The 18769-nt window shown below is 69.2% G+C and carries 22 protein-coding genes; 11 read left to right on the forward strand and 11 right to left on the reverse strand.

Going from position 1 to position 18769, the window contains the following annotated elements:
- The 4 genes from VGD32_RS05920 to VGD32_RS05935 form a co-directional block, all read left to right on the forward strand.
- Positions 1 to 560 (forward strand): flavodoxin-dependent (E)-4-hydroxy-3-methylbut-2-enyl-diphosphate synthase (locus VGD32_RS05920; RefSeq protein WP_331030978.1); only part of this gene is annotated, 560 nt, incomplete at its 5' end.
- A 1-nt stretch (position 561) separates the two neighbouring features.
- Positions 562 to 1158 carry a glutathione S-transferase N-terminal domain-containing protein gene (locus tag VGD32_RS05925; protein WP_331030979.1) on the forward strand — a complete coding sequence of 199 codons (597 nt, stop codon included), beginning with the start codon at positions 562 to 564 and terminating at the stop codon, positions 1156 to 1158.
- 122 nt (positions 1159 to 1280) lie between these two features.
- Entirely contained in the window at positions 1281 to 1766 is a 486-nt protein-coding gene (locus tag VGD32_RS05930; RefSeq protein ID WP_331030980.1) for a translation initiation factor 2, read from the forward strand.
- Positions 1763 to 2305, forward strand: a complete 543-nt coding sequence (locus tag VGD32_RS05935) for a hypothetical protein (RefSeq protein ID WP_331030981.1) — start codon at positions 1763 to 1765, stop codon at positions 2303 to 2305. The genes VGD32_RS05930 and VGD32_RS05935 overlap by 4 nt, the downstream gene beginning before the upstream one ends.
- 62 nt (positions 2306 to 2367) lie before the next feature.
- Here the strand turns inward: VGD32_RS05935 and VGD32_RS05940 are convergent, their stop codons facing one another.
- Complete coding sequence (locus tag VGD32_RS05940; protein ID WP_331030982.1) at positions 2368 to 3147, reverse strand: sulfite exporter TauE/SafE family protein; 780 nt, start codon at positions 3145 to 3147, stop codon at positions 2368 to 2370.
- 136 nt (positions 3148 to 3283) lie between these two features.
- On the opposite strand from VGD32_RS05940, the gene prfA reads away from it, so the two are divergent.
- Positions 3284 to 4351: a peptide chain release factor 1 gene (gene prfA, locus VGD32_RS05945; protein ID WP_331030983.1), complete on the forward strand. Its 1068-nt coding sequence runs from the start codon at positions 3284 to 3286 to the stop codon at positions 4349 to 4351.
- A gap of 170 nt (positions 4352 to 4521) precedes the next feature.
- Here the strand turns inward: prfA and recF are convergent, their stop codons facing one another.
- From recF to rpsT, 5 genes are all read right to left on the reverse strand, one after another.
- Positions 4522 to 5655 carry a DNA replication/repair protein RecF gene (gene recF / locus VGD32_RS05950; protein WP_331030984.1) on the reverse strand — a complete coding sequence of 378 codons (1134 nt, stop codon included), beginning with the start codon at positions 5653 to 5655 and terminating at the stop codon, positions 4522 to 4524.
- A 58-nt stretch (positions 5656 to 5713) separates the two neighbouring features.
- Positions 5714 to 6007 carry a GIY-YIG nuclease family protein gene (locus tag VGD32_RS05955; protein ID WP_331030985.1) on the reverse strand — a complete coding sequence of 98 codons (294 nt, stop codon included), beginning with the start codon at positions 6005 to 6007 and terminating at the stop codon, positions 5714 to 5716.
- Between the two features lie 67 nt (positions 6008 to 6074).
- On the reverse strand, positions 6075 to 7193 hold the full coding sequence (dnaN, locus tag VGD32_RS05960) for a DNA polymerase III subunit beta (protein ID WP_331030986.1): 1119 nt from the start codon (positions 7191 to 7193) through the stop codon (positions 6075 to 6077).
- A 503-nt stretch (positions 7194 to 7696) separates the two neighbouring features.
- Positions 7697 to 9142 (reverse strand): chromosomal replication initiator protein DnaA, encoded by a 1446-nt coding sequence (gene dnaA, locus VGD32_RS05965; RefSeq protein WP_414644352.1) that lies wholly within the window; start codon positions 9140 to 9142, stop codon positions 7697 to 7699.
- 434 nt (positions 9143 to 9576) lie between these two features.
- Positions 9577 to 9846: a 30S ribosomal protein S20 gene (rpsT, locus tag VGD32_RS05970; protein ID WP_324813111.1), complete on the reverse strand. Its 270-nt coding sequence runs from the start codon at positions 9844 to 9846 to the stop codon at positions 9577 to 9579.
- Between the two features lie 173 nt (positions 9847 to 10019).
- Here rpsT and VGD32_RS05975 point away from each other — a divergent pair, with 173 nt between their 5' ends.
- The 5 genes from VGD32_RS05975 to VGD32_RS05995 are packed head-to-tail and all read left to right on the forward strand — an operon-like array spanning position 10020 to position 12843.
- The gene (locus VGD32_RS05975; RefSeq protein WP_331030988.1) at positions 10020 to 10589 is read left to right on the forward strand and encodes an SRPBCC family protein; all 570 of its coding nucleotides are present in this window, start codon (positions 10020 to 10022) and stop codon (positions 10587 to 10589) included.
- A gap of 18 nt (positions 10590 to 10607) precedes the next feature.
- Positions 10608 to 11783, forward strand: coding sequence for a zinc-dependent alcohol dehydrogenase (locus VGD32_RS05980; RefSeq protein WP_331030989.1), 1176 nt, complete (start codon positions 10608 to 10610; stop codon positions 11781 to 11783).
- A gap of 37 nt (positions 11784 to 11820) precedes the next feature.
- On the forward strand, positions 11821 to 12006 hold the full coding sequence (locus tag VGD32_RS05985) for a hypothetical protein (protein WP_331030990.1): 186 nt from the start codon (positions 11821 to 11823) through the stop codon (positions 12004 to 12006).
- Positions 12007 to 12009: 3 nt separating this feature from the next.
- Positions 12010 to 12222: a hypothetical protein gene (locus tag VGD32_RS05990; protein WP_331030991.1), complete on the forward strand. Its 213-nt coding sequence runs from the start codon at positions 12010 to 12012 to the stop codon at positions 12220 to 12222.
- Between the two features lie 12 nt (positions 12223 to 12234).
- Positions 12235 to 12843 carry a peptidase S14 gene (locus tag VGD32_RS05995; protein ID WP_331030992.1) on the forward strand — a complete coding sequence of 203 codons (609 nt, stop codon included), beginning with the start codon at positions 12235 to 12237 and terminating at the stop codon, positions 12841 to 12843.
- A 7-nt stretch (positions 12844 to 12850) separates the two neighbouring features.
- On the opposite strand, the gene VGD32_RS06000 is transcribed toward VGD32_RS05995, so the two are convergent.
- The 5 genes from VGD32_RS06000 to VGD32_RS06020 all read right to left on the reverse strand — a co-directional run bounded on the left by VGD32_RS06000 (position 12851) and on the right by VGD32_RS06020 (position 16342).
- Positions 12851 to 13639 carry an enoyl-CoA hydratase-related protein gene (locus VGD32_RS06000; RefSeq protein WP_331030993.1) on the reverse strand — a complete coding sequence of 263 codons (789 nt, stop codon included), beginning with the start codon at positions 13637 to 13639 and terminating at the stop codon, positions 12851 to 12853.
- A 54-nt stretch (positions 13640 to 13693) separates the two neighbouring features.
- On the reverse strand, positions 13694 to 14143 hold the full coding sequence (locus VGD32_RS06005; RefSeq protein WP_331030994.1) for a hypothetical protein: 450 nt from the start codon (positions 14141 to 14143) through the stop codon (positions 13694 to 13696).
- On the reverse strand, positions 14140 to 14688 hold the full coding sequence (locus tag VGD32_RS06010) for a DUF1697 domain-containing protein (RefSeq protein ID WP_331030995.1): 549 nt from the start codon (positions 14686 to 14688) through the stop codon (positions 14140 to 14142). The genes VGD32_RS06005 and VGD32_RS06010 overlap by 4 nt, the downstream gene beginning before the upstream one ends.
- A 4-nt stretch (positions 14689 to 14692) precedes the next feature.
- Positions 14693 to 15556, reverse strand: coding sequence for a bifunctional DNA-formamidopyrimidine glycosylase/DNA-(apurinic or apyrimidinic site) lyase (gene mutM / locus VGD32_RS06015; protein ID WP_331030996.1), 864 nt, complete (start codon positions 15554 to 15556; stop codon positions 14693 to 14695).
- Between the two features lie 330 nt (positions 15557 to 15886).
- Positions 15887 to 16342, reverse strand: a complete 456-nt coding sequence (locus tag VGD32_RS06020; protein ID WP_331030997.1) for a cytochrome c — start codon at positions 16340 to 16342, stop codon at positions 15887 to 15889.
- A 132-nt stretch (positions 16343 to 16474) separates the two neighbouring features.
- Between VGD32_RS06020 and VGD32_RS06025 the strand changes: the two genes are divergently transcribed.
- On the forward strand, positions 16475 to 18532 hold the full coding sequence (locus VGD32_RS06025) for an OPT family oligopeptide transporter (protein ID WP_331030998.1): 2058 nt from the start codon (positions 16475 to 16477) through the stop codon (positions 18530 to 18532).
- Positions 18533 to 18769 lie beyond the last annotated feature (237 nt).

Raw genomic sequence — 18769 nt, forward strand, 5'->3', positions numbered from 1 at the left:
TCGCCGCCTACCACCAGCTGGCCGAGGCCATCGACTGCCCGCTCCATGTGGGCGTCACCGAGGCGGGGCCCCTCCGCACCGGCACGATCAAGTCGTCCATCGCGATGGGCAACCTCCGCTGGGCCGGCGTCGGCGACACGATCCGCGTCTCGCTGGCCGCCGACCCTGTCGAGGAGATCAAGGTCGGCTTCGACATCCTCAAGTCGCTGGGTCTGCGCCACCGCGGGGTCAACATCATCGCCTGCCCGTCGTGCGCGCGGCAGGGCTTCAACGTCATCGAGACGGTCGGGGTGCTGGAAGAGAAGCTGGCCCATGTGACCACGCCGATGTCGCTGTCGATCATCGGCTGCGTGGTCAACGGACCCGGCGAGGCGCTCTACACCGACGTCGGCTTCACCGGCGGCGGCAAGGGCTCGGGCATGGTCTATCTGGACGGCAAGACGGCCCACAAGCTCGCCAACGAGGGCATGATCGACCACATCGTCGAACTGGTCGAGGCCAAGGCCGCCGAGCTGGACGCCGCCCGCGCCGCCGCCCCCGCCCTTCACGCCGCGGAGTGACATGAAGCTCTACATCACCGTCCCGTCGCCCTACGCCCGCAAATGCCGCATCGTTGCGCGCGAGAAGGGGCTGTCCGGCCGTATCGAGGAGATCGCGGTCGATCCCTACGCCAACGCCCCGGAACTGCTGGCCTCGAACCCGCTGGTGCAGGTGCCGACCCTGATCGCCGCGGACGGCCTGCCGCTGAACGACAGTCCGGTGATCTGCGAATATCTCGACGCCCTCGGCGAGGGGCCGCGCCTGCTGCCCGAGGGCGGAAGCGAGCGGCTGCGGGTGCGGCGGCTCGAGACCCTCGCCAACGGCGCGCTTGAGATGGGCGTCAAGCTGGTTCTGGAGAAACGCCGGCCCGAACACGAGCGCTCGCCGTCGTGGATCGAGCGCTGGACGGCCAACATGGGCCGGGCCCTCGACGCGCTTGAAGCCGCCGGGCCCGACGCGGCGCGTCTCGACATGGGCGTGATCACCGCCGGGGTCGCCGTGACCTGGATCGGCTTCCGTCATCCGGATTTCGACTGGAAGACAGGCCGTCCGGGCCTGGTCGCGCTGCAGGCGGCGCTCGAGGCGCGGACCAGCTTCGCCGAAACCCGCCCGGGCTGACCGGACGGGGGCGAAACTGTCGCGGCCGGATTCTCGTCTGACGGATTGACGGCTACGCTTCTGCAATGCCAAGTAGAGGCGAGGTTCGCCGGGGGGTGGACCCGCATTTCTTGGGGGCTTTCATGATTTCCATCCGCCACGCGCGCCTTGGCGCGCGCGCGCTCGTACTCGTCGGCGCGGCGCTTTCCCTGCCTGCGTGCGCCACCATCACGCGCGGCACGACACAGACTTTCACGGTCGAGAGCACGCCCTCGGGCGCCCAGGTGTCGACATCGAACGGCTTCCAGTGCGACGCGACGCCCTGCACCTTCCGCATGCCGCGCAAGGACGCCTTCCGGGCCACCGTCTCGATGGACGGCTACGTCACCCAGGAGCACGAGATCGACAGCGGCATGTCGGGCGCCGGCGGCGCCGGCTTCGCCGGCAACGTCCTCGTCGGCGGCCTGATCGGCATGACGGTCGACGCCAACTCGGGCGCCATGAAGGACCTGAAACCCAACCCGCTGGTCGTCAATCTGCTGACGCCGGCCGAGCACGCCGCGGCCGAGGCCGAGGCCGCCCGTCAGGCCGCCGCCGCCGCTCCCGCCGCTCAAGGAAACCCGCAATGAACCGCCCGCTGATCCGTCGCCTCGCCGTCCTCGCCGCCGGCGCTTCCCTGATGGGACTGGCCGCCTGCGCCACCCCGTCGCGTCCGGACGCCATGGCCCTGGCCGCGACGCCCGCCCTGACCGCCGCGCCGGGCGACGTCGGCTATCACTCGGTGACCACGGTCAACGTCTCCGGGGGCAATGACACCAATCCGCTGTGGACCGCCCAGGTCTCGAACGCCGACTTCAAGACGGCGCTTGAATCCTCGCTCGCCGCCGCTGGCTACATGGGCTCCGAGGGCCGCCCGATGACGGTCACCGCCAGCCTGGTGGACCTGAAGCAGCCGATGGTCGGTCTCGACATGTCGGTCACCAGCCAGATCCGCTACAGCGTCAGCCGCGAAGGCCAGGTCATCTTCAACGAGACGGTCTCGGCCACCGGCACCGCCACGATCAGCGAGGCCTTCGTCGGCGCCGAACGCCTCCGCCTCGCCAACGAGAAGTCGATCCAGGAGAACATCCGCCAGTTCCTGACCCGGTTCCGCGCCACCGCGCGCTGATCCGACGGACGGACCGATGAACAGGGGCGGGACCGGCCGGCGCCGGTCCCGCCCCTTGTCGTTCAGGCCACCACCCCGGCCAATTGCAGACCCTGAAAGCCGGCCAGGGCCAGCAGCACGGCGCCGACCGCATAGGCCAGCGCGCGCCGCGGCACCCGCTTGGCGATCAGCCCCGCGAACGGGGCGGCCGCCAGCCCGCCGATGACCAGGCCGGCCACGGCCGAGGCGTGGTTCTGCAGCGCGTCGGCGTCGCGCCAGTGGCCAGACAGCAGGGCCCAGACGAAGGCGGCGCTGATGGCCACGGCGACGAAGAATTCGGCGGTGTTGACGGTGCCTATGGCCCGGCGCGGCTCCTGCCCCGCCCCGACCAGGGTCGAGGACACCGTGGCCCCCCAGCCGCCCCCGCCCACGGCGTCCAGAAACCCGCCGACGAGGCCGAGCGGCCCGGTCACCCATGAGGCGATGCGGCGGATGCGGATATCGTGCCCGGCCCGCCACAGGATGTAGGCGCCCATCAGCGCCAGGTAGACGATCACGAACGGCTTGATGACCTCGCCCTCGATCCCGGTCAGCACATAGGCCCCGAGACAGCCGCCGATCACCCCGGCGACCGCCAGCGGCAGCAGCAGGCGCCAGTCCACATTGCGATGCCAGACGTGGCTGCCGGCCGAGGCGGCGGTGGTGAAGACCTCCGCCCCGTGCACGCTGGCCGAGGCCGTCGCCGGCGGGACGCCGAGCGCGAGCAGGACCGAGGATGAGATGACGCCATAGGCCATGCCCAGGGCCCCGTCGACGGCCTGCGCCAGGAAGCCCACCAGCAGGAAGAGCAGAAAGGTGTCCATGCGCCCCCTGGCGTCGCCGAAGCGTTGCTTCTCCGATGAAAGCCGGGTCCGCGCAATTGGTTGCGCGCCGGTCCATCGACAGATCGGCGGCCGTCGCGCTAAGGCTCCCCTCCCGTCAAACGAGGAAATCCCGCCCTTGCGACTGCCCCAGGCCCGGCTCGATCAGGTGCTCGACCGCTTCCACCAGGTGGAGGCGCGCATGGGCTCGGCCAGCGACGGGGCCGAGATCGTGCGCCTGTCGAAGGAGCACGCGGAAATGAAGCCGGTGGTCGACGCCGTCTCCGCCCTCGCCCGCGCCCGCGCCGAGATGGACGATCTGGAGGCCATGGCCGCCGATCCCGAGATGGCCGAGATGGCGGCGGAGGAGCTGGAGGCGCTGAAGGCCCGGCTGCCGGAGCTGGAGCGCGACGTGGCCCTGCTGCTGGCCCCGCGCGACGCCGACGAGAACGCCTCGGCCGTGCTGGAAGTCCGCGCCGGCACCGGCGGCGACGAGGCGGCCCTGTTCGCTGGCGACCTGTTCCGAATGTATTCCCGCTACGCCCAGACCCGCGGCTGGCGGGTCGAGGTCGACAGCGCCACCGAGGGCGAGGCCGGCGGCTACAAGGAGATCATCGCCACCGTCACCGGCGAGGGCGTGTTCGGCCGGCTCAAGTTCGAGAGCGGCGTGCACCGGGTCCAGCGCGTGCCGACCACCGAGGCCGGCGGCCGCATCCACACCTCCGCCGCCACCGTCGCCGTCCTGCCCGAGGTCGAGGACGTCGAGATCGAGATTCACGACAAGGACATCCGCATCGACACCTTCCGCGCCTCCGGCTCGGGCGGCCAGCACGTCAACAAGACCGATTCCGCGGTGCGCATCACCCACCTGCCGTCCGGCATCGTGGTGACCTCCTCGGAGAAGTCGCAGCACGTCAACCGCGACAAGGCGATGAAGAACCTGCGCGTCCGCCTCTACGACATGCAGCGGCAGGAGAAGGATCTCGCCCGCTCCAGCGCCCGCAAGTCGCAGGTCGGCTCCGGCGACCGCTCCGAGCGCATCCGCACCTACAACTTCCCCCAGGGGCGCGTCACCGACCACCGCATCGGCCTGACCCTGCACAGCCTGCCCCAGATCCTCGAGGGCGACCTCGACCCCATGCTCAACGCCCTCATCGCCGAAGACCAGGCGGCGCGCCTCGCCGATCTGGAAGCGGAGCTGGGGTGACCGATCCATCCTTCTGCCGTCACCCTCGGGCCTGACCCGAGGACCAGACCGTCCGGTGCTCCGTCGAACGGCGCACGGGCGCGGTCGCAGGGCCGTCCGTAAGGCACAGCTCGCCTCTCGCCTCTGATCCTCGGGTCAGGCCCGAGGATGACGGTGGGGCGGGAGAAGCTCTATCCCTCCACCACCAACCCCCCGCCTTCCACCTTCACGAACTGCGCCCGGCCCCGCAGCGGTGCGAACAGCTCCGCCTCCGTGCCGGTCAGAAACGCCTGCAGACCCAGCGCCTCGATCTCGTCGAACAGGGCGGCGCGGCGGCGGGTGTCGAGGTGCGCGGGGGCCTCGTCCAGCAGCAGGATCGGCGCGGCCGCCTGATCGGCCAGGCGGGCGATCTGGGCGAGGATCAGGTTCAGCACCAGCGCCTTCTGCTCGCCCGAGGAGCCCTCGGCGGCGGGCCGGTTCTTCTCGCGGTGCAGGGCGGTGAGGTCCGAGCGGTGCGGGCCATACAGCGACCGGCCGGCCGCGGCGTCGCGGGCGCGTGAGGCGGACATCCCCTCGCGGATCCGAGCGGCGATGGCGGTCGCATCGGCGCCGTCCGCGGCCATGGCCTCGGCCTCGCCGGCCAGCCCCAGGTCGGCCTGCGGAAACGGCCGGTCGCCCCGTTCGTCGATGGCGGCCTGCAGGGTGACGAGGGCGGCGGCCCGGGCGAGGGCGGCGGCCGCCCCGGCCTCTCCCAGCCTCAACTCCAGCGCATCCAGCCACAGCGGATCCGCGGGTTGCCCCTTCGCCCCGTCGGTCAGCAGCCGCAGCCGCTCCCGCAGCGCCTTCTCATAGGCGGACACCGAGGCGGCGTGATCCGGGTCGGCCGCGAACACCAGCCGGTCGAAGAATTTCAGCCGCTCGGCCCGCGCGTCCGAGAACAGCCGGTCCTGTTCCGGCGTCGCCCACACCGGCCGCAGGTGATCGAGCAGCCGCCCCGGCTGGGCCGTCTCGCCGTCGATGCGCACCATGCGCCGCGCCGCGCCGGGCGACTGCACCCCCGTGCCCAGCTTCGTCTCGTCCTCGTCGTCGGTCAGCACCGCCGCCACGGCCCAGGCCCGGCCCCCGGCCTCGCCCGGCTCGCGCCGCCCCATCTCCGGCGCGCTCGCCCCGCGCAACCCCTTGCCCGGGGTGAACAGGCTCAACGCCTCCAGCAGATTGGTCTTCCCCGCCCCGTTCGGCCCATGCAGCACCACCGTCCCCGCCCCGATGGACAGGCTCGCGCTCGCATAGGAGCGGAAGTCGGTGAGGGTGAGGGACTGGATCAAGGCTTACAAAAATCCGCTCATCCCGGCGAAAGCCGGGACCCAGTCCTTTTGCCCAAGCTCAGTCGGGCAGTCCAAACGTATCGAGCAGGTCGATCCAGCCGGGGTTCGATTTTTCGATCAGTTCGAGCTTCCAGACCCGCTTCCATTCCTTGATCTGGCGCTCCCGAACGAAGGCGGCGTGGCGGGTCTCGTGAACCTCGAACCAGATGAGCAGGGCCACGCCGTACTTCGCGGTGAAGCCATCAAAATGGCCGTCGCGATGCTGGTTGATCCGCTTGACCAGATTGTCGGTCGAGCCGGTGTAAAGCGTCCCGTTGCGACGGCTGGCGACGATGTAGGTGAAGAACGCCAACCGGAACCTCCGTACGCAACGAAAGCACTGGGTCCCGGCTTTCGCCGGGATGAGCGGAATCTGAAACTCAAACCCGCAGCGGCATCAGCACATACTGCACGCCCGGGTCGCCCGGATCGAGCACCAGCGTCGGGCTGGCCGGGTCGGCGAATTTGAAATGCGCCGTCTCGCCGGTGATCTGGCCGGCGACATCGAGCAGGTAGCGGGCGTTGAAGCCGATCTCGAACGGCTCCTCGGAATAGCCGATCTCGACCTCCTCGACGCCCTGGCCGGCCTCCATGTTGCGCACCGTCAGGGTGACGCGGTCGAGGTCGAAGGCCAGTTTCACGCTGCGGCTCTTCTCGGCCGAGATGGTGGCGACGCGGTCGACGGCCTGGGCGAACAGGGTGTTGTCGATGTCGGCCTGCTTGTCGTTGCCCTTGGGAATGACGCGCATGTAGTCGGGGAAGGCGCCGTCGATGACCTTGGACGTCAGGCTGGCCTGGCCGAATTCGAAGCGGATCTTCTGGGGCGAGACCATGATCTCGACCGGGCCGGAGCCATCGTCGAGCAGGCGGCGCACCTGATCCACCGTCTTGCGCGGCACGATGACGCCGGGGCCGCCGGCGGCGCCCTCGGGGGCCGGGGTCTCGGCCAGGGCCAGACGGTGGCCGTCGGTGGCCACGGCGCGCAGCAGCGGAATGCCGGCCTCGGCCACGGTGTGCAGATACAGGCCGTTCAGATAGTAGCGGGTCTCTTCGGTCGAGACGGCGAACCGGGTCTTGTCGATCAGCCGCGCCAGGTCTTCCTTGGGCAGGGTGAAGCGCGTGCCCGAGGTGTCGGTCGACATGACCGGGAAGTCGCCGGCCGGCAGCACCGGCAGATTGAATTTCGACCGGCCCGCCTGGACCACCAGCCGCGGGTCGTCGCCGGAGTAGGACAGCGAGACCTCGGCCCCGTCGGGCAGCTTGCGGACGATCTCGTACAGGGTGTGGGCCGGGGCGGTGATCTGGCCCTCGACGTTCACCTGGGCCTCGGCCTCGTCGACCATCTCCATGTCGAGGTCGGTCGCGGCGAAGCTGAGCTTGTCGCGGCCCGCGCTCAGCAGGACGTTGGACAGAATCGGAATGGTGTTGCGCCGCTCCACCACGCTCTGCACGTGCCCGAGGGCCTTGAGGAGCGCGGATCGTTCGATGGTCAGCTGCATGTGGTCTCGCCCGGGGTGCGGCGACTCAAGGCGTCACCGCGAATAGAGGGCTTTGGACACTAGCGGATTGACGCGCGGGAGCAAGGAAGGGGCGGGCGTCCGCGAGCGCGCGGGCAGGGAAGAGGCGGCCACTGTCTGTGGACAAAGCCCCGGGGCGGGCGAACGGTCCGTGACGCTGTGCTGGCAATCCGGGGAATTATAGCCGGATTGGGCGGAAAATCGCCCGCGATGTCAGTCGCCTGATGAATTCTCGGGCCATTCGACGCGCCTGACAAAGGACCGGGCGCATAATGCGGTTCTCAGCTCTGCCGGTCTTTGACAATCGAAACGCCGCCGCTCCGCTTCAGGAGCGCCGAACGTCGACAAGGCGACATCGCAAGGTCGTTGAAAATCCCTACGGCCGATGCCGACTCTGCCGACTCCGCCCCCCCCCTGTCGCCGAAGCCGACGCTGCCGACTCCGCCGACTCCGCCCCCCGTTTTTTTTGGGGCCCGGCCCCGGACCTAGCCCCGCAGTTTGCGGGTCAGGGCCTCGACGTCCCGGGCGATCTGATCGTCCTGGGCCATCAGCTCCTCGATCTTGCGCACGCCGTGCAGGACCGTGGTGTGGTCGCGCCCGCCGAAGCGCCGGCCGATGTCGGGATAGGACCGCGTCGTGTGCTGCTTGCACAGCCACATGGCGATCTGGCGCGGCCTTGCGACAGAGCGCGTGCGGCGCTCCGACAGCAGGTCGGCCTGCTTCAGGGTGAAATGCTCGGCGACGGTCTTCTGGATCTCGTCGACGGTGATGCGGCGCTCGGGCCCGCCGCGCAGGGCCGATCCCAGCAGGGTCTGGGTCTCGTCCACCGTCAGGGCCGACAGCCGGGCGCCGGCGACGGCGGCCAGGGTGTTCACGGCGCCTTCCAGCTCGCGCATCGAACCGGGGGTGCGGTCGACCAGATGCTCCAGCACGTCCGGCCGGGCCTCGCCGGAGACGACGCCGAGGTTGGCGAGCGCCTGTATGCGGTTCCGCGCCACGGCCAGTTTGAGGGCGCGGTCGGCCGGCTCGACCGGGCAGGTCAGGCCCGAGGCGAGGTGGCTGCGCAGGCGCGGCTCGACCTCGGTCAGGGCCATCGGCGGCCGGTCGGCCGACAGGACGATGCGCTTGCCGTCCTCGATCAGGCTGGTCAGCGTGGCCAGCAGCTCGTCCTGGGTCGAGGCCTTGCCGCCGACGAACTGGACGTCGTCGATGAGCAGCATGTCGGCGCCGCGCAGGCTTTCCTTGAAGGCCGCGGTCGAGCGGTCCTGCATGGCGCGCACGAAGGTCGACAGGAAGCGCTCGGCGGTCAGATACACCACCTTGGCGTCCGGCTTCAGGCGCTGGGCCTCCCAGGCGATGGCGTTGAGCAGGTGGGTCTTGCCGTAGCCGTAGGGGCCGCAGAAGAAGATCGGGTTGAAGTGGCCGTCGGCCCAGCAGGCGGCCTGACGGGCGATGGCGAGGGCGAAGGCGTTGCCCTGGCCTTCCACGAAGCTGTCGAAGTTGAGGCGCTCCTGCAGGCCGGCGGCGCGCACGGCCCGGGCGCCGTCGGCGACGGGTCCGACCGTGGCCATCGGCATCGGCACGACGTTGGCGGCGGGCGCCTCGGCGCGGCCAGCGGCGACCTGCGAGGCCGGCGCGACCGAACCCATCTCGGCGCGGCAGCGCACCTCGAGGCGGCGCGACAGGCCGTCGAGGCCCAGCCACAGTTCGTTCATGCGGCGCAGGGCGTTCTTGCGCACCCAGTCACGGGCGTAGGCGGTCGGGGTGACGAGGATCAGCTGGCCGGCGCCGTCGGCCCGCACCGCCGAGGGAGCGATATAGGAGCTGAACGCCCCCTCGCCGATCTCGCTGCGCAGGCGACCCGCCGCCTCGGTCCAGATCCGATCCGGATCGGTCATCCCCGCCATCTGTGCGCCCCCCGCCATGTTCAGCCACCCGTGTAGAATTCCATCACCTGACGCCCTTCGAGCGGCCTGGATCGGGGACGACTTCTCCTGTCCGGTGCGGCTGGACGCCGCCCGGGTGGGGTCATGCTCTCGATCAGACATCTCACGCCGACGCGAAACTGGTCCCGCGCCGTGTTCATCCGTGTGGGGATGGAAGTGCGTTAGAGCCCCAAACTTACGCCGGGAGAGGGGGGCGTCAACGCTGATTCGATTCGCCGAATGCAGTTAAATTGTTTGACTCCGCTAAAGCCAAACGCAGTCAACGGAATCCTCGATTTCGCCACTGAGGCGAGCACAATTCCGGATGGCGAAGGTTAGCGGCGCACGTGCAAACGGCGAGGGAGCCGTTGCTCTCTCGCCGTTGAAATCACTCGAATTTACCGTGACAGCCTTGTGAAAGGCCGTCCGCCGCCGTCAGATCAGGCGGCCGACATTTTCTTCAGCTGGGCGGCCAGGCGCGACACCTTGCGCGAGCCCGTGTTCTTGTGAACCACGCCCTTGGTGACGGCGCGCATCAGCTCCGACTGCGCCTCCACGAAAGCGGCCTTGGCGGCGCCGGCGTCGCCGCCCGTCACGGCTTCCTGGAACTTGCGCAGGAAGGTGCGGACGCGCGTGCGGCGCGCCTTGTTCACTTCGGTGCGGGCGGCGATCTTGCGGATCGCTTTCTTGGCGCCGGGGTTGTTGGCCATCAGTCAAACCTTCGAACGGAAAACGCCGCGGAGCACACGTCCACGGCGCGAAAATCTCAAGAGCGCGCGGCTATAGCCGAAAGGGGCGGGGGGTTCAAGCGCCACGCGACAGGTCGGCGAACGAAGGGAACGAACCGGCGGCGCATCGGGTTGGCGGACCGGAAGGAGCCGCCATGACCGGACACCAGATGTCGACCGACGCGGACGTCGAGTCCACCGCCTTCACCGACAGCGACCGGGTCGAGGGCGAACACCAGGCCTCCAGCGTCCGCGCCGTGATGATCAACCGCCCGCGCCAGGACCTGTACGACTTCTGGCGCGACTTCCGGAACCTCCCGGCCTTCATGGAGAATGTGAAGTCCGTCGAGATCATGGAGTCGGGCCGCTCCAGCTGGATGATCGCCGGCCCCGCCGGGGCGGACTTCGAACTGGTCAGCGAAATCACCGAGGAGCGGCCCGGCGAATACATCGCCTGGCGCTCGCTGGAAGAGAGCGACGTCGATCACGAGGGCTGGATCGAGTTCCGCGACAATCCCTTCGGACGGGGGACCGAGGTCCGGGTGTTCATCAGCTACGACCCGCCGGCCGGCCGGCTGGGCAAGGTGGTGGCCAAGGTGCTGCAGCGCGAGCCGCGCATTCAGGCCCGCCGCGAGCTGCGCCGCTTCAAGCAGCTGATGGAGACGGGCGAGATCCCGACCTCGAAGGCCCCCGACGCCGCGCCCCGCGCCGACCGCCACTTCTGATCCACGAAAGAGACCTCCATGCGCGCCCTGACCTGGCACGGAAAACACAATGTCCAGGTGGACACCGTCCCCGACCCGCAGATCGTCAATCCGCGCGACGCCATCATCAAGATCACCGCGACCGCCATCTGCGGTTCGGACCTGCACCTCTACGACAGCATGATCCCCGGCATGTCCAACGGCGACATCCTCGGGCATGAGTTCATGGGCGAGGTGGTCGAGATCGGGCGCGGGAACACCAGCCTGAAGGTCGGCCAGAAGGTCGTGGTCCCCTTCGTCATCGCCTGCGGCCAGTGCTTCTTCTGCGGCCGGCAGCAGTACTCGGCCTGCGACAACTCCAACCCGGCCGACAAGTCGGATATGTCCGAGATCGCCTACGGCTACCCGATGGCCGGCATCTACGGCTATTCGCACATGACCGGCGGCTATGCCGGCGGGCAGGCCGAATACGCCCGCGTGCCCTATTCGGACATGGGCCCGATCGTGGTGCCGGACGGCATCGAGGACGAGCGGGTGCTGTTCCTCTCGGACATCTTCCCGACCGGCTGGATGGCGGCCGAGAACGCGGAGATCGAGCCCGGCGACACGGTGGCCATCTGGGGCTGCGGCCCGGTCGGCCTGTTCGCCATCAAGAGCGCCCTGCTGATGGGGGCGGGACGGGTCATCGCCATCGACCACCTGCCGCGCCGCTTCGAACTGGCGAAGGCCAATGGCGCGGAGGTGCTGAACTATCACGAGGTCAAGGTGCGCGAGGCCCTGATGGAGATGACCGCCGGCATCGGCCCCGACGCCTGCATCGACGCCGTCGGCATGGAGGCGCACGGCTTCGCGCCGGACAACATCCTCGACGCCGTCAAGCAGGAGACGAGGCTGGGCACCGATCGCCAGCATGTGCTGCGCGAAACCATCATGGCCTGCCGCAAGAGCGGGCGGGTGTCGGTGCCGGGCGTCTACGGCGGCTTCGGTGACAAGCTGCCGATCGGGGCCTTCATGCAGAAGGGGCTGACCATCAAGACCGGCCAGACCCATGTGCAGAAATACCTGCCGCAACTGCTGGAGCTGATCCTGGACGGGAAGATCGACACCACCGACCTGATCAGCCACCGGCTGCCGCTGGAGCAGGCCGCCGAGGGCTACCGGAATTTCCACGACAATCCGGACGAGTGGACGAAGGTCGTCCTGAAACCCCACTGACGCGGAGCCGTTGTCCTTTCGCCAGCAGGAGAGTGTGATGACCAGCCGACCTCTGAACGACGATCCGCAGAACGAGCGCACCCCGGATCCCAGCCATGCGAAGACGGCCGCCGGGCGGCGGCCCGATCAGGGCGGCGCCCCTCCCGGACGGGATCAGGCCGAGCCGGCCACCGGGGGCCAGGGTGCGGCCGGCGCCGGCGGCTCCGGCGGTTTCGGGACCTGACCGATGCGAACCTATCGCGTGACCGTGGGCGTCGAGGGCGGCTCGAGCCGGGTGATCAAGGTGCCTTCGAAAACGGACGTGCAGGCGGGCGACGCCGCCGTGCCGCTGATGTCTGAAGGCGAATCCATCCTCTCGATCGAGGAGACCGACGATCCGTACCAGGAGGTGGACGGCCTGCCGCCGGGCACCCAGACCCACCCCGACCGGATCGTGTGACGGGAGGGGGCCATGGCCAAGGACCAGGAACCCGGGCTGGTTTCAGCGCCCCGACCGGCGGACGCCGGCCCCCCGGACGCCGTATTCAAACCGCAGGTTCGACTGAGCGGATCGGTCGACGAGAAGATGTTCGCCGCCTTCCAGGAGCAGTTTCTGGCGGCGGCGGACTCATCGAATCCCTTAGTGGTGGAGCTGACCACGGTCGGCGGCGACGCGGATGTCGGTCGACGCATCGCCGCCGACATCCGCCTCTACCGGGAACGCACGGGCCGTACTCCACTCTTCTTCGGCAAGACCACCGTCTTCTCCGCGGGGGCCACCATCATGGCCGCATTCCGCAAGGAGGACCGCTGGATGGACCGGCACGGCGTGCTGATGGTCCACTGCCGCAAGCTGACGAAGACGCTCGAGCTGTCGAACTTCCTCAAGGCTGAGAGGCCGCGGGTCGAAGCCTTGCTCGCCGAGATCGACATAGGCATCGAGGTGCAGACCTGGGGCTTCAGAGAGCTGATCGCAGGCAGCGACGTGACGCTCGCCGAACTGGAGGAGAAGGCGCAGGAGAACTGGTACCTGACGGCCGATCAGGCCCTCACGAGGGGCCTGATCGCGGGCGTCGTCTGAGCCGCTGCTAGCGTCCGGTGAAGTTCGGCTTCCGTTTCTCGATGAAGGCGGCCATGCCCTCCTTCTGGTCCTCGAACGCGAACAGGGAGTGGAACAGCCGGCGCTCGAACTGCACGCCCTGGGTCAGGGTCGTCTCCAGTGCGGCGTTGACCATCTCCTTGTTGGCCATGACCGCCAGCGGGCTCTGGAACGCGATCTTCGCGGCGATGGCGCGGGTCTCGTCCAGCAGGGTCTCGTGCGGGACCACGCGGCTGACCAGTCCGGCGCGCTCGGCCTCGGCGGCGTCCATCATCCGGGCCGTCAGCATCATGTCCATGGCCTTGGACTTGCCGACCAGCCGGGTCAGCCGCTGCGAGCCGCCGATGCCCGGGGCGACGCCCAGGTTGATCTCGGGCTGGCCGAATTTCGCCTTCTCCGAGGCCACGATGAAGTCGCACAGCATGGCAAGTTCGCAGCCGCCGCCCAGGGCGAAGCCGTTGACCGCGGCGATGATCGGCTTGCGGAAGCGGGTGATCCGGTCGTGGCCGAGCGAGAAGAAATTGGCCTTGTACATGTCGGCGTAGGACTGGTCCGACATCTCCTTGATGTCGGCGCCGGCGGCGAAGGCCTTGTCGCCCGAGCCGGTCAGGATCAGGCAGCGAACGCTGTCGTCGTGCTCGACCGCGTCGAGGAAGGCGGCGAGGTCCCTGAACAGGGCGGAGTTCAACGCGTTCAGAGCCTCGGGCCGGTTCAGGGTGACCACCGCATAGCCGTCGGCGTGGCGCTCGATCAGAAGGGTGGAATAGCTGTCGGCCATGAGTGCGCTCCGTTGTCTGGCGCCTGTCTATCCGCGCGAGACGCGCGGCGGAAGTCAGCGTCGCGGGATCAGGGCCAGGGTGAAGGCGGCGCGGACCAGTTCGGCGACCACCACCATGGCCAGCAGCAGGTTGGCGCCGATGACCGGCGCATCGGGCGAGATGCCGATCAGGTTCGATCCGAAAAGAGCGGGCATGGCCACCAGGGCGGCCAGCGCCAGCACCATGACGATCAGCAGCATCAGGGCCACATGGCTGGCCTGCAGGGCGGCCTGAAGCGTCGGGCCCTCGTCCAGCACCCGCGCACGCCGGCGGAACAGCCAGGTGATGAGGCCGGTGGCCACCGCCTCGAGTCCGATCACCAGCGCCAGGGCGCCGAGGAACCAGAAGGCGAGGCCGCCGGTGTCGCCACGTCGGAGGCTCTGGATCACATGGGTGAAATAGCCGCCCCAGACGACAATGCCGACGATCAGGCTGATCCACAGCTGGGTCCTGCGATGGCTCATGCCTTCACCTTCGCCCCGGCCATGTCGGCCAGCTTGAGCACCGTGTTCCAGTTGCGGCCGGTGCCCATGCCGAGCAGGCGCGGCGTCGCCTTCCTGAATATGGCGGACTGGCCCTGGCCGTTCGGGAACCAGAAATAGAGCACGTCGCCGGCCGCCTCGACCCGCTCGCCGCCTTCGGCAAGGGCGCGGCAGGCCTCCAGCGCGCCGTCCCGGATCCCGTCCTTCATGACCATGGCCAGGACCTTGGCGGGATGGGCGGCCGCCTCCTTCGGGAAGGGGTTGGCGGCGATCAGCTTCGCCCATTGGTCGGGAGTGCGGACCATGGCGGCGATCTTCAGGCCGAAGCGCCGCGCCATCTCCGCCTCGATCTCGCCCTCGAGCGTCGTGGTCGCCTTGCCGCTCTCGACCACGAGATTGCCGCTGGCCTGCAGCGTGCGCGGGTTCTTCAGTCCCATTTCCTCGGCCATGGCGCGCTGTTCGCCGACGGGCGCGCGCACGCCGCCGGTGTTCATGCCGCGGAACAGGATGATGCGGTGATCGGTCATGGCCTCACCGTTTCTGGCACGCGGGACACCAGAAGGTCGAGCGGCCGCCCTGCACCGTGCGCCTGACCACGCCCTTGCAGCCTTCGCCGGAACACGGCTGGCCCTCGCGTCCGTAGACATCGAAACGATGCTGGAAATAGCCTTGCCCGCCGTCGGCGTTGGCGAAGTCGCGCAGGGTCGATCCGCCGGCCGCGATGGCGTCGTTGAGGACGTCGCGGATGACGGCGGCGAGTCGTTCCAGGCGTGGTCTGGACACCTTGCCCGCGGCGACGAGCGGAGAGACGCGGGCGCGGTACAGCGCCTCGCAGACGTAGATGTTGCCCAGACCCGCAACGACGCGCTGGTCGAGCAGGCTGACCTTGATGTTCTGCTTCCTGCCCGCGAAGGCCTCGGCGAGATGGGCGCCGGAGAAGGCGTTGCCGAGCGGCTCGGGGCCGAGACCGGAGAACCACGGGTGGGCTTCGACCCCGTCAGTGGGGATCAGGCCCATGAAGCCGAAGCGGCGGGCGTCCGCGAAGCCCACGCGGGTGGTCGTGCGGCCGTTCACGGCGCACAGGCTGACGTGCTCGTGCTTGCCGGCGACGGGCGCGGCCTCCTCGAACTCGCCGAGCTGCTCGCCGTCGAGGGTGAAGCGGCCGGTCATGCCGAGGTGAGTGACCCATGTCTCGCCGGTCGAGAGCGGCATGAGCAGGTATTTGGCCCGGCGGTCTATGCGCTCGACGGTCGCCCCTTCGAGCCGTTCGGCGAACCGTTCGGGGAAGGGGAAGCGCAGGTCGGGGCGGTTCTGGCGCACGCGGGTCAATTCCGCGCCTTCGAGCACCGGCTGAAGTCCGCGGCGAACCGTCTCGACCTCGGGAAGTTCGGGCATGGGGAGTCCGGGAGCGATGCAAAAAAAACATGAGGCGGCGTCGGCAGAGTCTACATCGTCGGGTCGAGGTCGGCGGAAAAAACGTGTGGCGGAGTCCGCAGAGTCGGCATTGACCGGGCGCTGGTCAGGCAAGGGACGGCGGCTCCTGGGCGGGGCGGCGGAGGATCGATTGTCAAAGACCGGGCGACGTCGAGAGTATAGGCCCGGCCCGCTCTGCGGCGGACAAACAGCTTCGAGAAACAAGCAAGCGCCTGTTTTCGCGGAAGACTGTCCCGGCTACCGGGCTACAATTCCGCGGAATGCCAGCAGAGAAGCCGCAGCCGTCGTCCGTCACCCGGCCTTGTAGACGTCGTGGCACGACTGGCAGCTCTGGCGCACGGCCGTCCATTGGGCGGCGAAGGCGGCGGCGTCCTCGCCCGCCGCGAGTTCGGCCAGCCGGTCTGCGGCGGCGGCGTAGGCGGCGGCCTTCTCCTCGAAGCCCGCGCGGTCGCTCCAGACCTCGGGCTTCGCATTGGTCTGGACGCCGGCTTCGGCCCCGGTCCCGGCCGGGAACATGCCGGGGACGGCGTGGGCCCAGCGCGCCAGGGCGCGGGTGTTGAAGCGCTGGCTCGCCGGGGGCTGGAGGGCGTCGATCGCCGACTTCATCGCCCCCATGGCGACGCCCGACAGCATCATGGCCGCCTGGCGTCCCTTGACGATCCCGGCGGGCCCCTCGCCCTGGGCCTCGGCGGCCCCGCCGACGCACAGCATCGCCAGTACGGCCGCGGTCACGATCCTGCGCATCATGGTGTCTCCCCGTCGCGGTGAAGCTCCGCCCGGGAGGCTCGCGAGTCAATCCGGCGCGGTCTTGCGGCGGCCGCCTCTCGACGCCCGCCGTGTTTCCGGCTTACTTCCCGCCAACAAGGGAGAGGGCCTGCAATGACCGACACACCCGCGAGCGCGCCGACCAGCGGCGGCAAGCGCATCGAACTGACGCTCCGGGCGCTGGTCCTGGGCTGCATCCTGGCGGTGATCTTCACCGCCGCGAACACCTATCTGGGCCTGAAGGTCGGGCTGACCTTCGCCTCGGCCATCCCGGCGGCGGTCATCTCCATGGCCATCCTCCGGGCGTTCAAGACCTCGACCATCTGGGAAAACATGACGGTGCAGACCGTCGCCTCCGTGGGCGGGGCGATGAGCTCGATCATCTTCGTGCTGCCGGGCCTGGTCATGGTCGGTTGGTGGCTGGAGTTTCCGTTCTGGGAATCGGTGCTGATCTGCGTCTTCGGCGGCGTGCTGGGCGTCACCTTCTCCATCCCCCTGCGCCGCGCCCTCGTGGTCGAGGCCGGCCTGCCCTATCCCGAGGGCGTGGCCGCCGCCGAGGTTCTGACCGTGGGCTCGCGAGGAGCCGAGCAGACCGACAGCGCGGTGCGAGAGAACGCCGCCGGCCTGTGGGTCGTGATCACCGGCGCCCTCGTGTCGGCGGGTTACGCCCTGCTGGTGGCGGGCCGCGTGTTCGCGGGCGAGGCGGCGCGATTCATCAAACTGCCCCTGTCGCTGGGCGGCGGAGCCACCGGCATGGGCTTCGGCATGCAGTTCGCGCTTCTCGGCGCCGGTCACCTGATTGGCCTGAGCGTCGGCCTGGCGCAGCTGTTCGGCCTGCTTCTGGCCTGGGGGATCGCGGTGCCGATCCTCACCTCGCCCGAGACCATCGCCTGGCTGACTGCAAACGGAATTCCCTCGATCGCCACCACGCTGGAGCCCGGCGTCGGCGCCGAGGAGCTGGCCGGCACGGTGTGGAGCCGCGAGGTGCGCTTCATGGGCGCCGGCGTGATCGGCGTGGCCGCCATCTGGACCCTGATCAAGCTGGCCGGACCGCTGGTCGGCGGTCTGACCTCGGCCCTGGCGGCCAACCGCCGCCGTCAGAGCGGCGAGGTGCTGGACCGCACCGAACAGGACATCCCGATCAACATCGTCGCCGGCCTGTCGGTCGCCTGCCTGATCGGCATTGGACTCATCCTCGCCTGGTTCGCCAACAGCAATCCGACGCTGGCGGGCTCGATGCCCCTGCTTGTCGGCGGCGGCCTGATCTACGTCGTCTTCATCGGTTTCGCGGTCGCGGCCATCTGCGGCTACATGGCCGGCCTGATCGGATCGTCCAACAGCCCGGTGTCGGGCGTGGGCATCCTCGCCATCGTCATCGCCTCGGTGCTGATGCTGGGCGTGCTGGCGCTGGCCGGACTGCCCGCCGATCCGTCGGTGGTGGCCTTCGCCCTGATCGTGACCGCCGTCGTCTTCGCCGTGGCCGTGATCGCCAACGACAACCTGCAGGACCTGAAGACCGGCCAGCTGGTCGCGGCCACGCCGTGGCGCCAGCAGACCGCGCTGATCGTCGGCGTCGTCGCCGGCGCCCTCGTCATCCCGCTGATCCTCAACCTGCTGAACAAGGCTTTCGGCTTCGAGGGCGGTCCGACGGGCATCGCCGACGAGCCGCTGGCGGCGCCGCAAGCTACCCTGATCTCGGCGCTGGCGCGCGGCGTGATCGGCGGCGATCTGCGCTGGGACCTGATCGGTCTCGGCGCCGCCATCGGCGTCGTCATCATCCTTCTGGACGCGGTGTTGAACGGCGCCACCAAAGGGAAGATGAAGCTGCCGCCGCTGGCCGTCGGCATCGGCTTCTACCTGCCCGCCGCCGTCACCACCATGCTGGTGATCGGGGCGATCTGCGGCTGGGTCTACGACAAGGTCATCAAGACCACCCGGTTCGCCGATGTCGGCCGCCGGATGGGCGTGCTGCTGGCGTCCGGCCTGATCGTGGGCGAGAGCCTGTTCCTGGTCATGACGGCGGGGGTGATCGTGGCCACCGGCGACGACGCGCCGTTCGCCATGCTGCCCGAAGGGTCGACCTGGCCGGCCATGACGGCGGGCATCGCGGCCTTCGCGGTGCTGACCTTCGCCCTCTACGCCTGGGTCCGGGGACGCTCGGCCAGGGTCTGACCGCCCTCACCCCGCCCTTTTCCTGAGAGAGAAGGGCGGCCGCTACGCCAGTGCGTGTTCCTCGCGCACTGGCGTTTCCGCGTTCGCCCCTGTAAGAGGCGCGCGCTCCCCGCACCGTCGCCTGAACCCAGCGGCCCGCCCCATCGTTTCACCGGGCCGGCCGCCTTGCACGTCTGATAGTCAAATGAACCTGCGCAACGTCGCCATCATCGCCCACGTCGACCACGGCAAGACCAC

This window comes from Brevundimonas sp. (assembly GCF_036402095.1).
In the GTDB taxonomy this organism is placed as follows: Bacteria; Pseudomonadota; Alphaproteobacteria; order Caulobacterales; family Caulobacteraceae; genus Brevundimonas.

Excerpts from the sequence above, each read along its gene's own strand:
- VGD32_RS05925 (WP_331030979.1), top strand. The coding sequence starts at position 562 with ATGAAGCTCTACATCACCGTCCCGTCGCCCTACGCCCGCAAATGCCGC.
- VGD32_RS05930 (WP_331030980.1), top strand. The coding sequence starts at position 1,281 with ATGATTTCCATCCGCCACGCGCGCCTTGGCGCGCGCGCGCTCGTACTC.
- VGD32_RS05935 (WP_331030981.1), top strand. The coding sequence starts at position 1,763 with ATGAACCGCCCGCTGATCCGTCGCCTCGCCGTCCTCGCCGCCGGCGCT.
- VGD32_RS05940 (WP_331030982.1), bottom strand. The coding sequence starts at position 3,147 with ATGGACACCTTTCTGCTCTTCCTGCTGGTGGGCTTCCTGGCGCAGGCC.
- dnaN (WP_331030986.1), bottom strand. The coding sequence starts at position 7,193 with ATGCAGCTGACCATCGAACGATCCGCGCTCCTCAAGGCCCTCGGGCAC.
- rpsT (WP_324813111.1), bottom strand. The coding sequence starts at position 9,846 with ATGGCCAACAACCCCGGCGCCAAGAAAGCGATCCGCAAGATCGCCGCC.
- VGD32_RS05975 (WP_331030988.1), top strand. The coding sequence starts at position 10,020 with ATGACCGGACACCAGATGTCGACCGACGCGGACGTCGAGTCCACCGCC.
- VGD32_RS05980 (WP_331030989.1), top strand. The coding sequence starts at position 10,608 with ATGCGCGCCCTGACCTGGCACGGAAAACACAATGTCCAGGTGGACACC.
- VGD32_RS05985 (WP_331030990.1), top strand. The coding sequence starts at position 11,821 with ATGACCAGCCGACCTCTGAACGACGATCCGCAGAACGAGCGCACCCCG.
- VGD32_RS05990 (WP_331030991.1), top strand. The coding sequence starts at position 12,010 with ATGCGAACCTATCGCGTGACCGTGGGCGTCGAGGGCGGCTCGAGCCGG.
- VGD32_RS05995 (WP_331030992.1), top strand. The coding sequence starts at position 12,235 with ATGGCCAAGGACCAGGAACCCGGGCTGGTTTCAGCGCCCCGACCGGCG.
- VGD32_RS06000 (WP_331030993.1), bottom strand. The coding sequence starts at position 13,639 with ATGGCCGACAGCTATTCCACCCTTCTGATCGAGCGCCACGCCGACGGC.
- VGD32_RS06005 (WP_331030994.1), bottom strand. The coding sequence starts at position 14,143 with ATGAGCCATCGCAGGACCCAGCTGTGGATCAGCCTGATCGTCGGCATT.
- VGD32_RS06010 (WP_331030995.1), bottom strand. The coding sequence starts at position 14,688 with ATGACCGATCACCGCATCATCCTGTTCCGCGGCATGAACACCGGCGGC.
- mutM (WP_331030996.1), bottom strand. The coding sequence starts at position 15,556 with ATGCCCGAACTTCCCGAGGTCGAGACGGTTCGCCGCGGACTTCAGCCG.
- VGD32_RS06020 (WP_331030997.1), bottom strand. The coding sequence starts at position 16,342 with ATGATGCGCAGGATCGTGACCGCGGCCGTACTGGCGATGCTGTGCGTC.
- VGD32_RS06025 (WP_331030998.1), top strand. The coding sequence starts at position 16,475 with ATGACCGACACACCCGCGAGCGCGCCGACCAGCGGCGGCAAGCGCATC.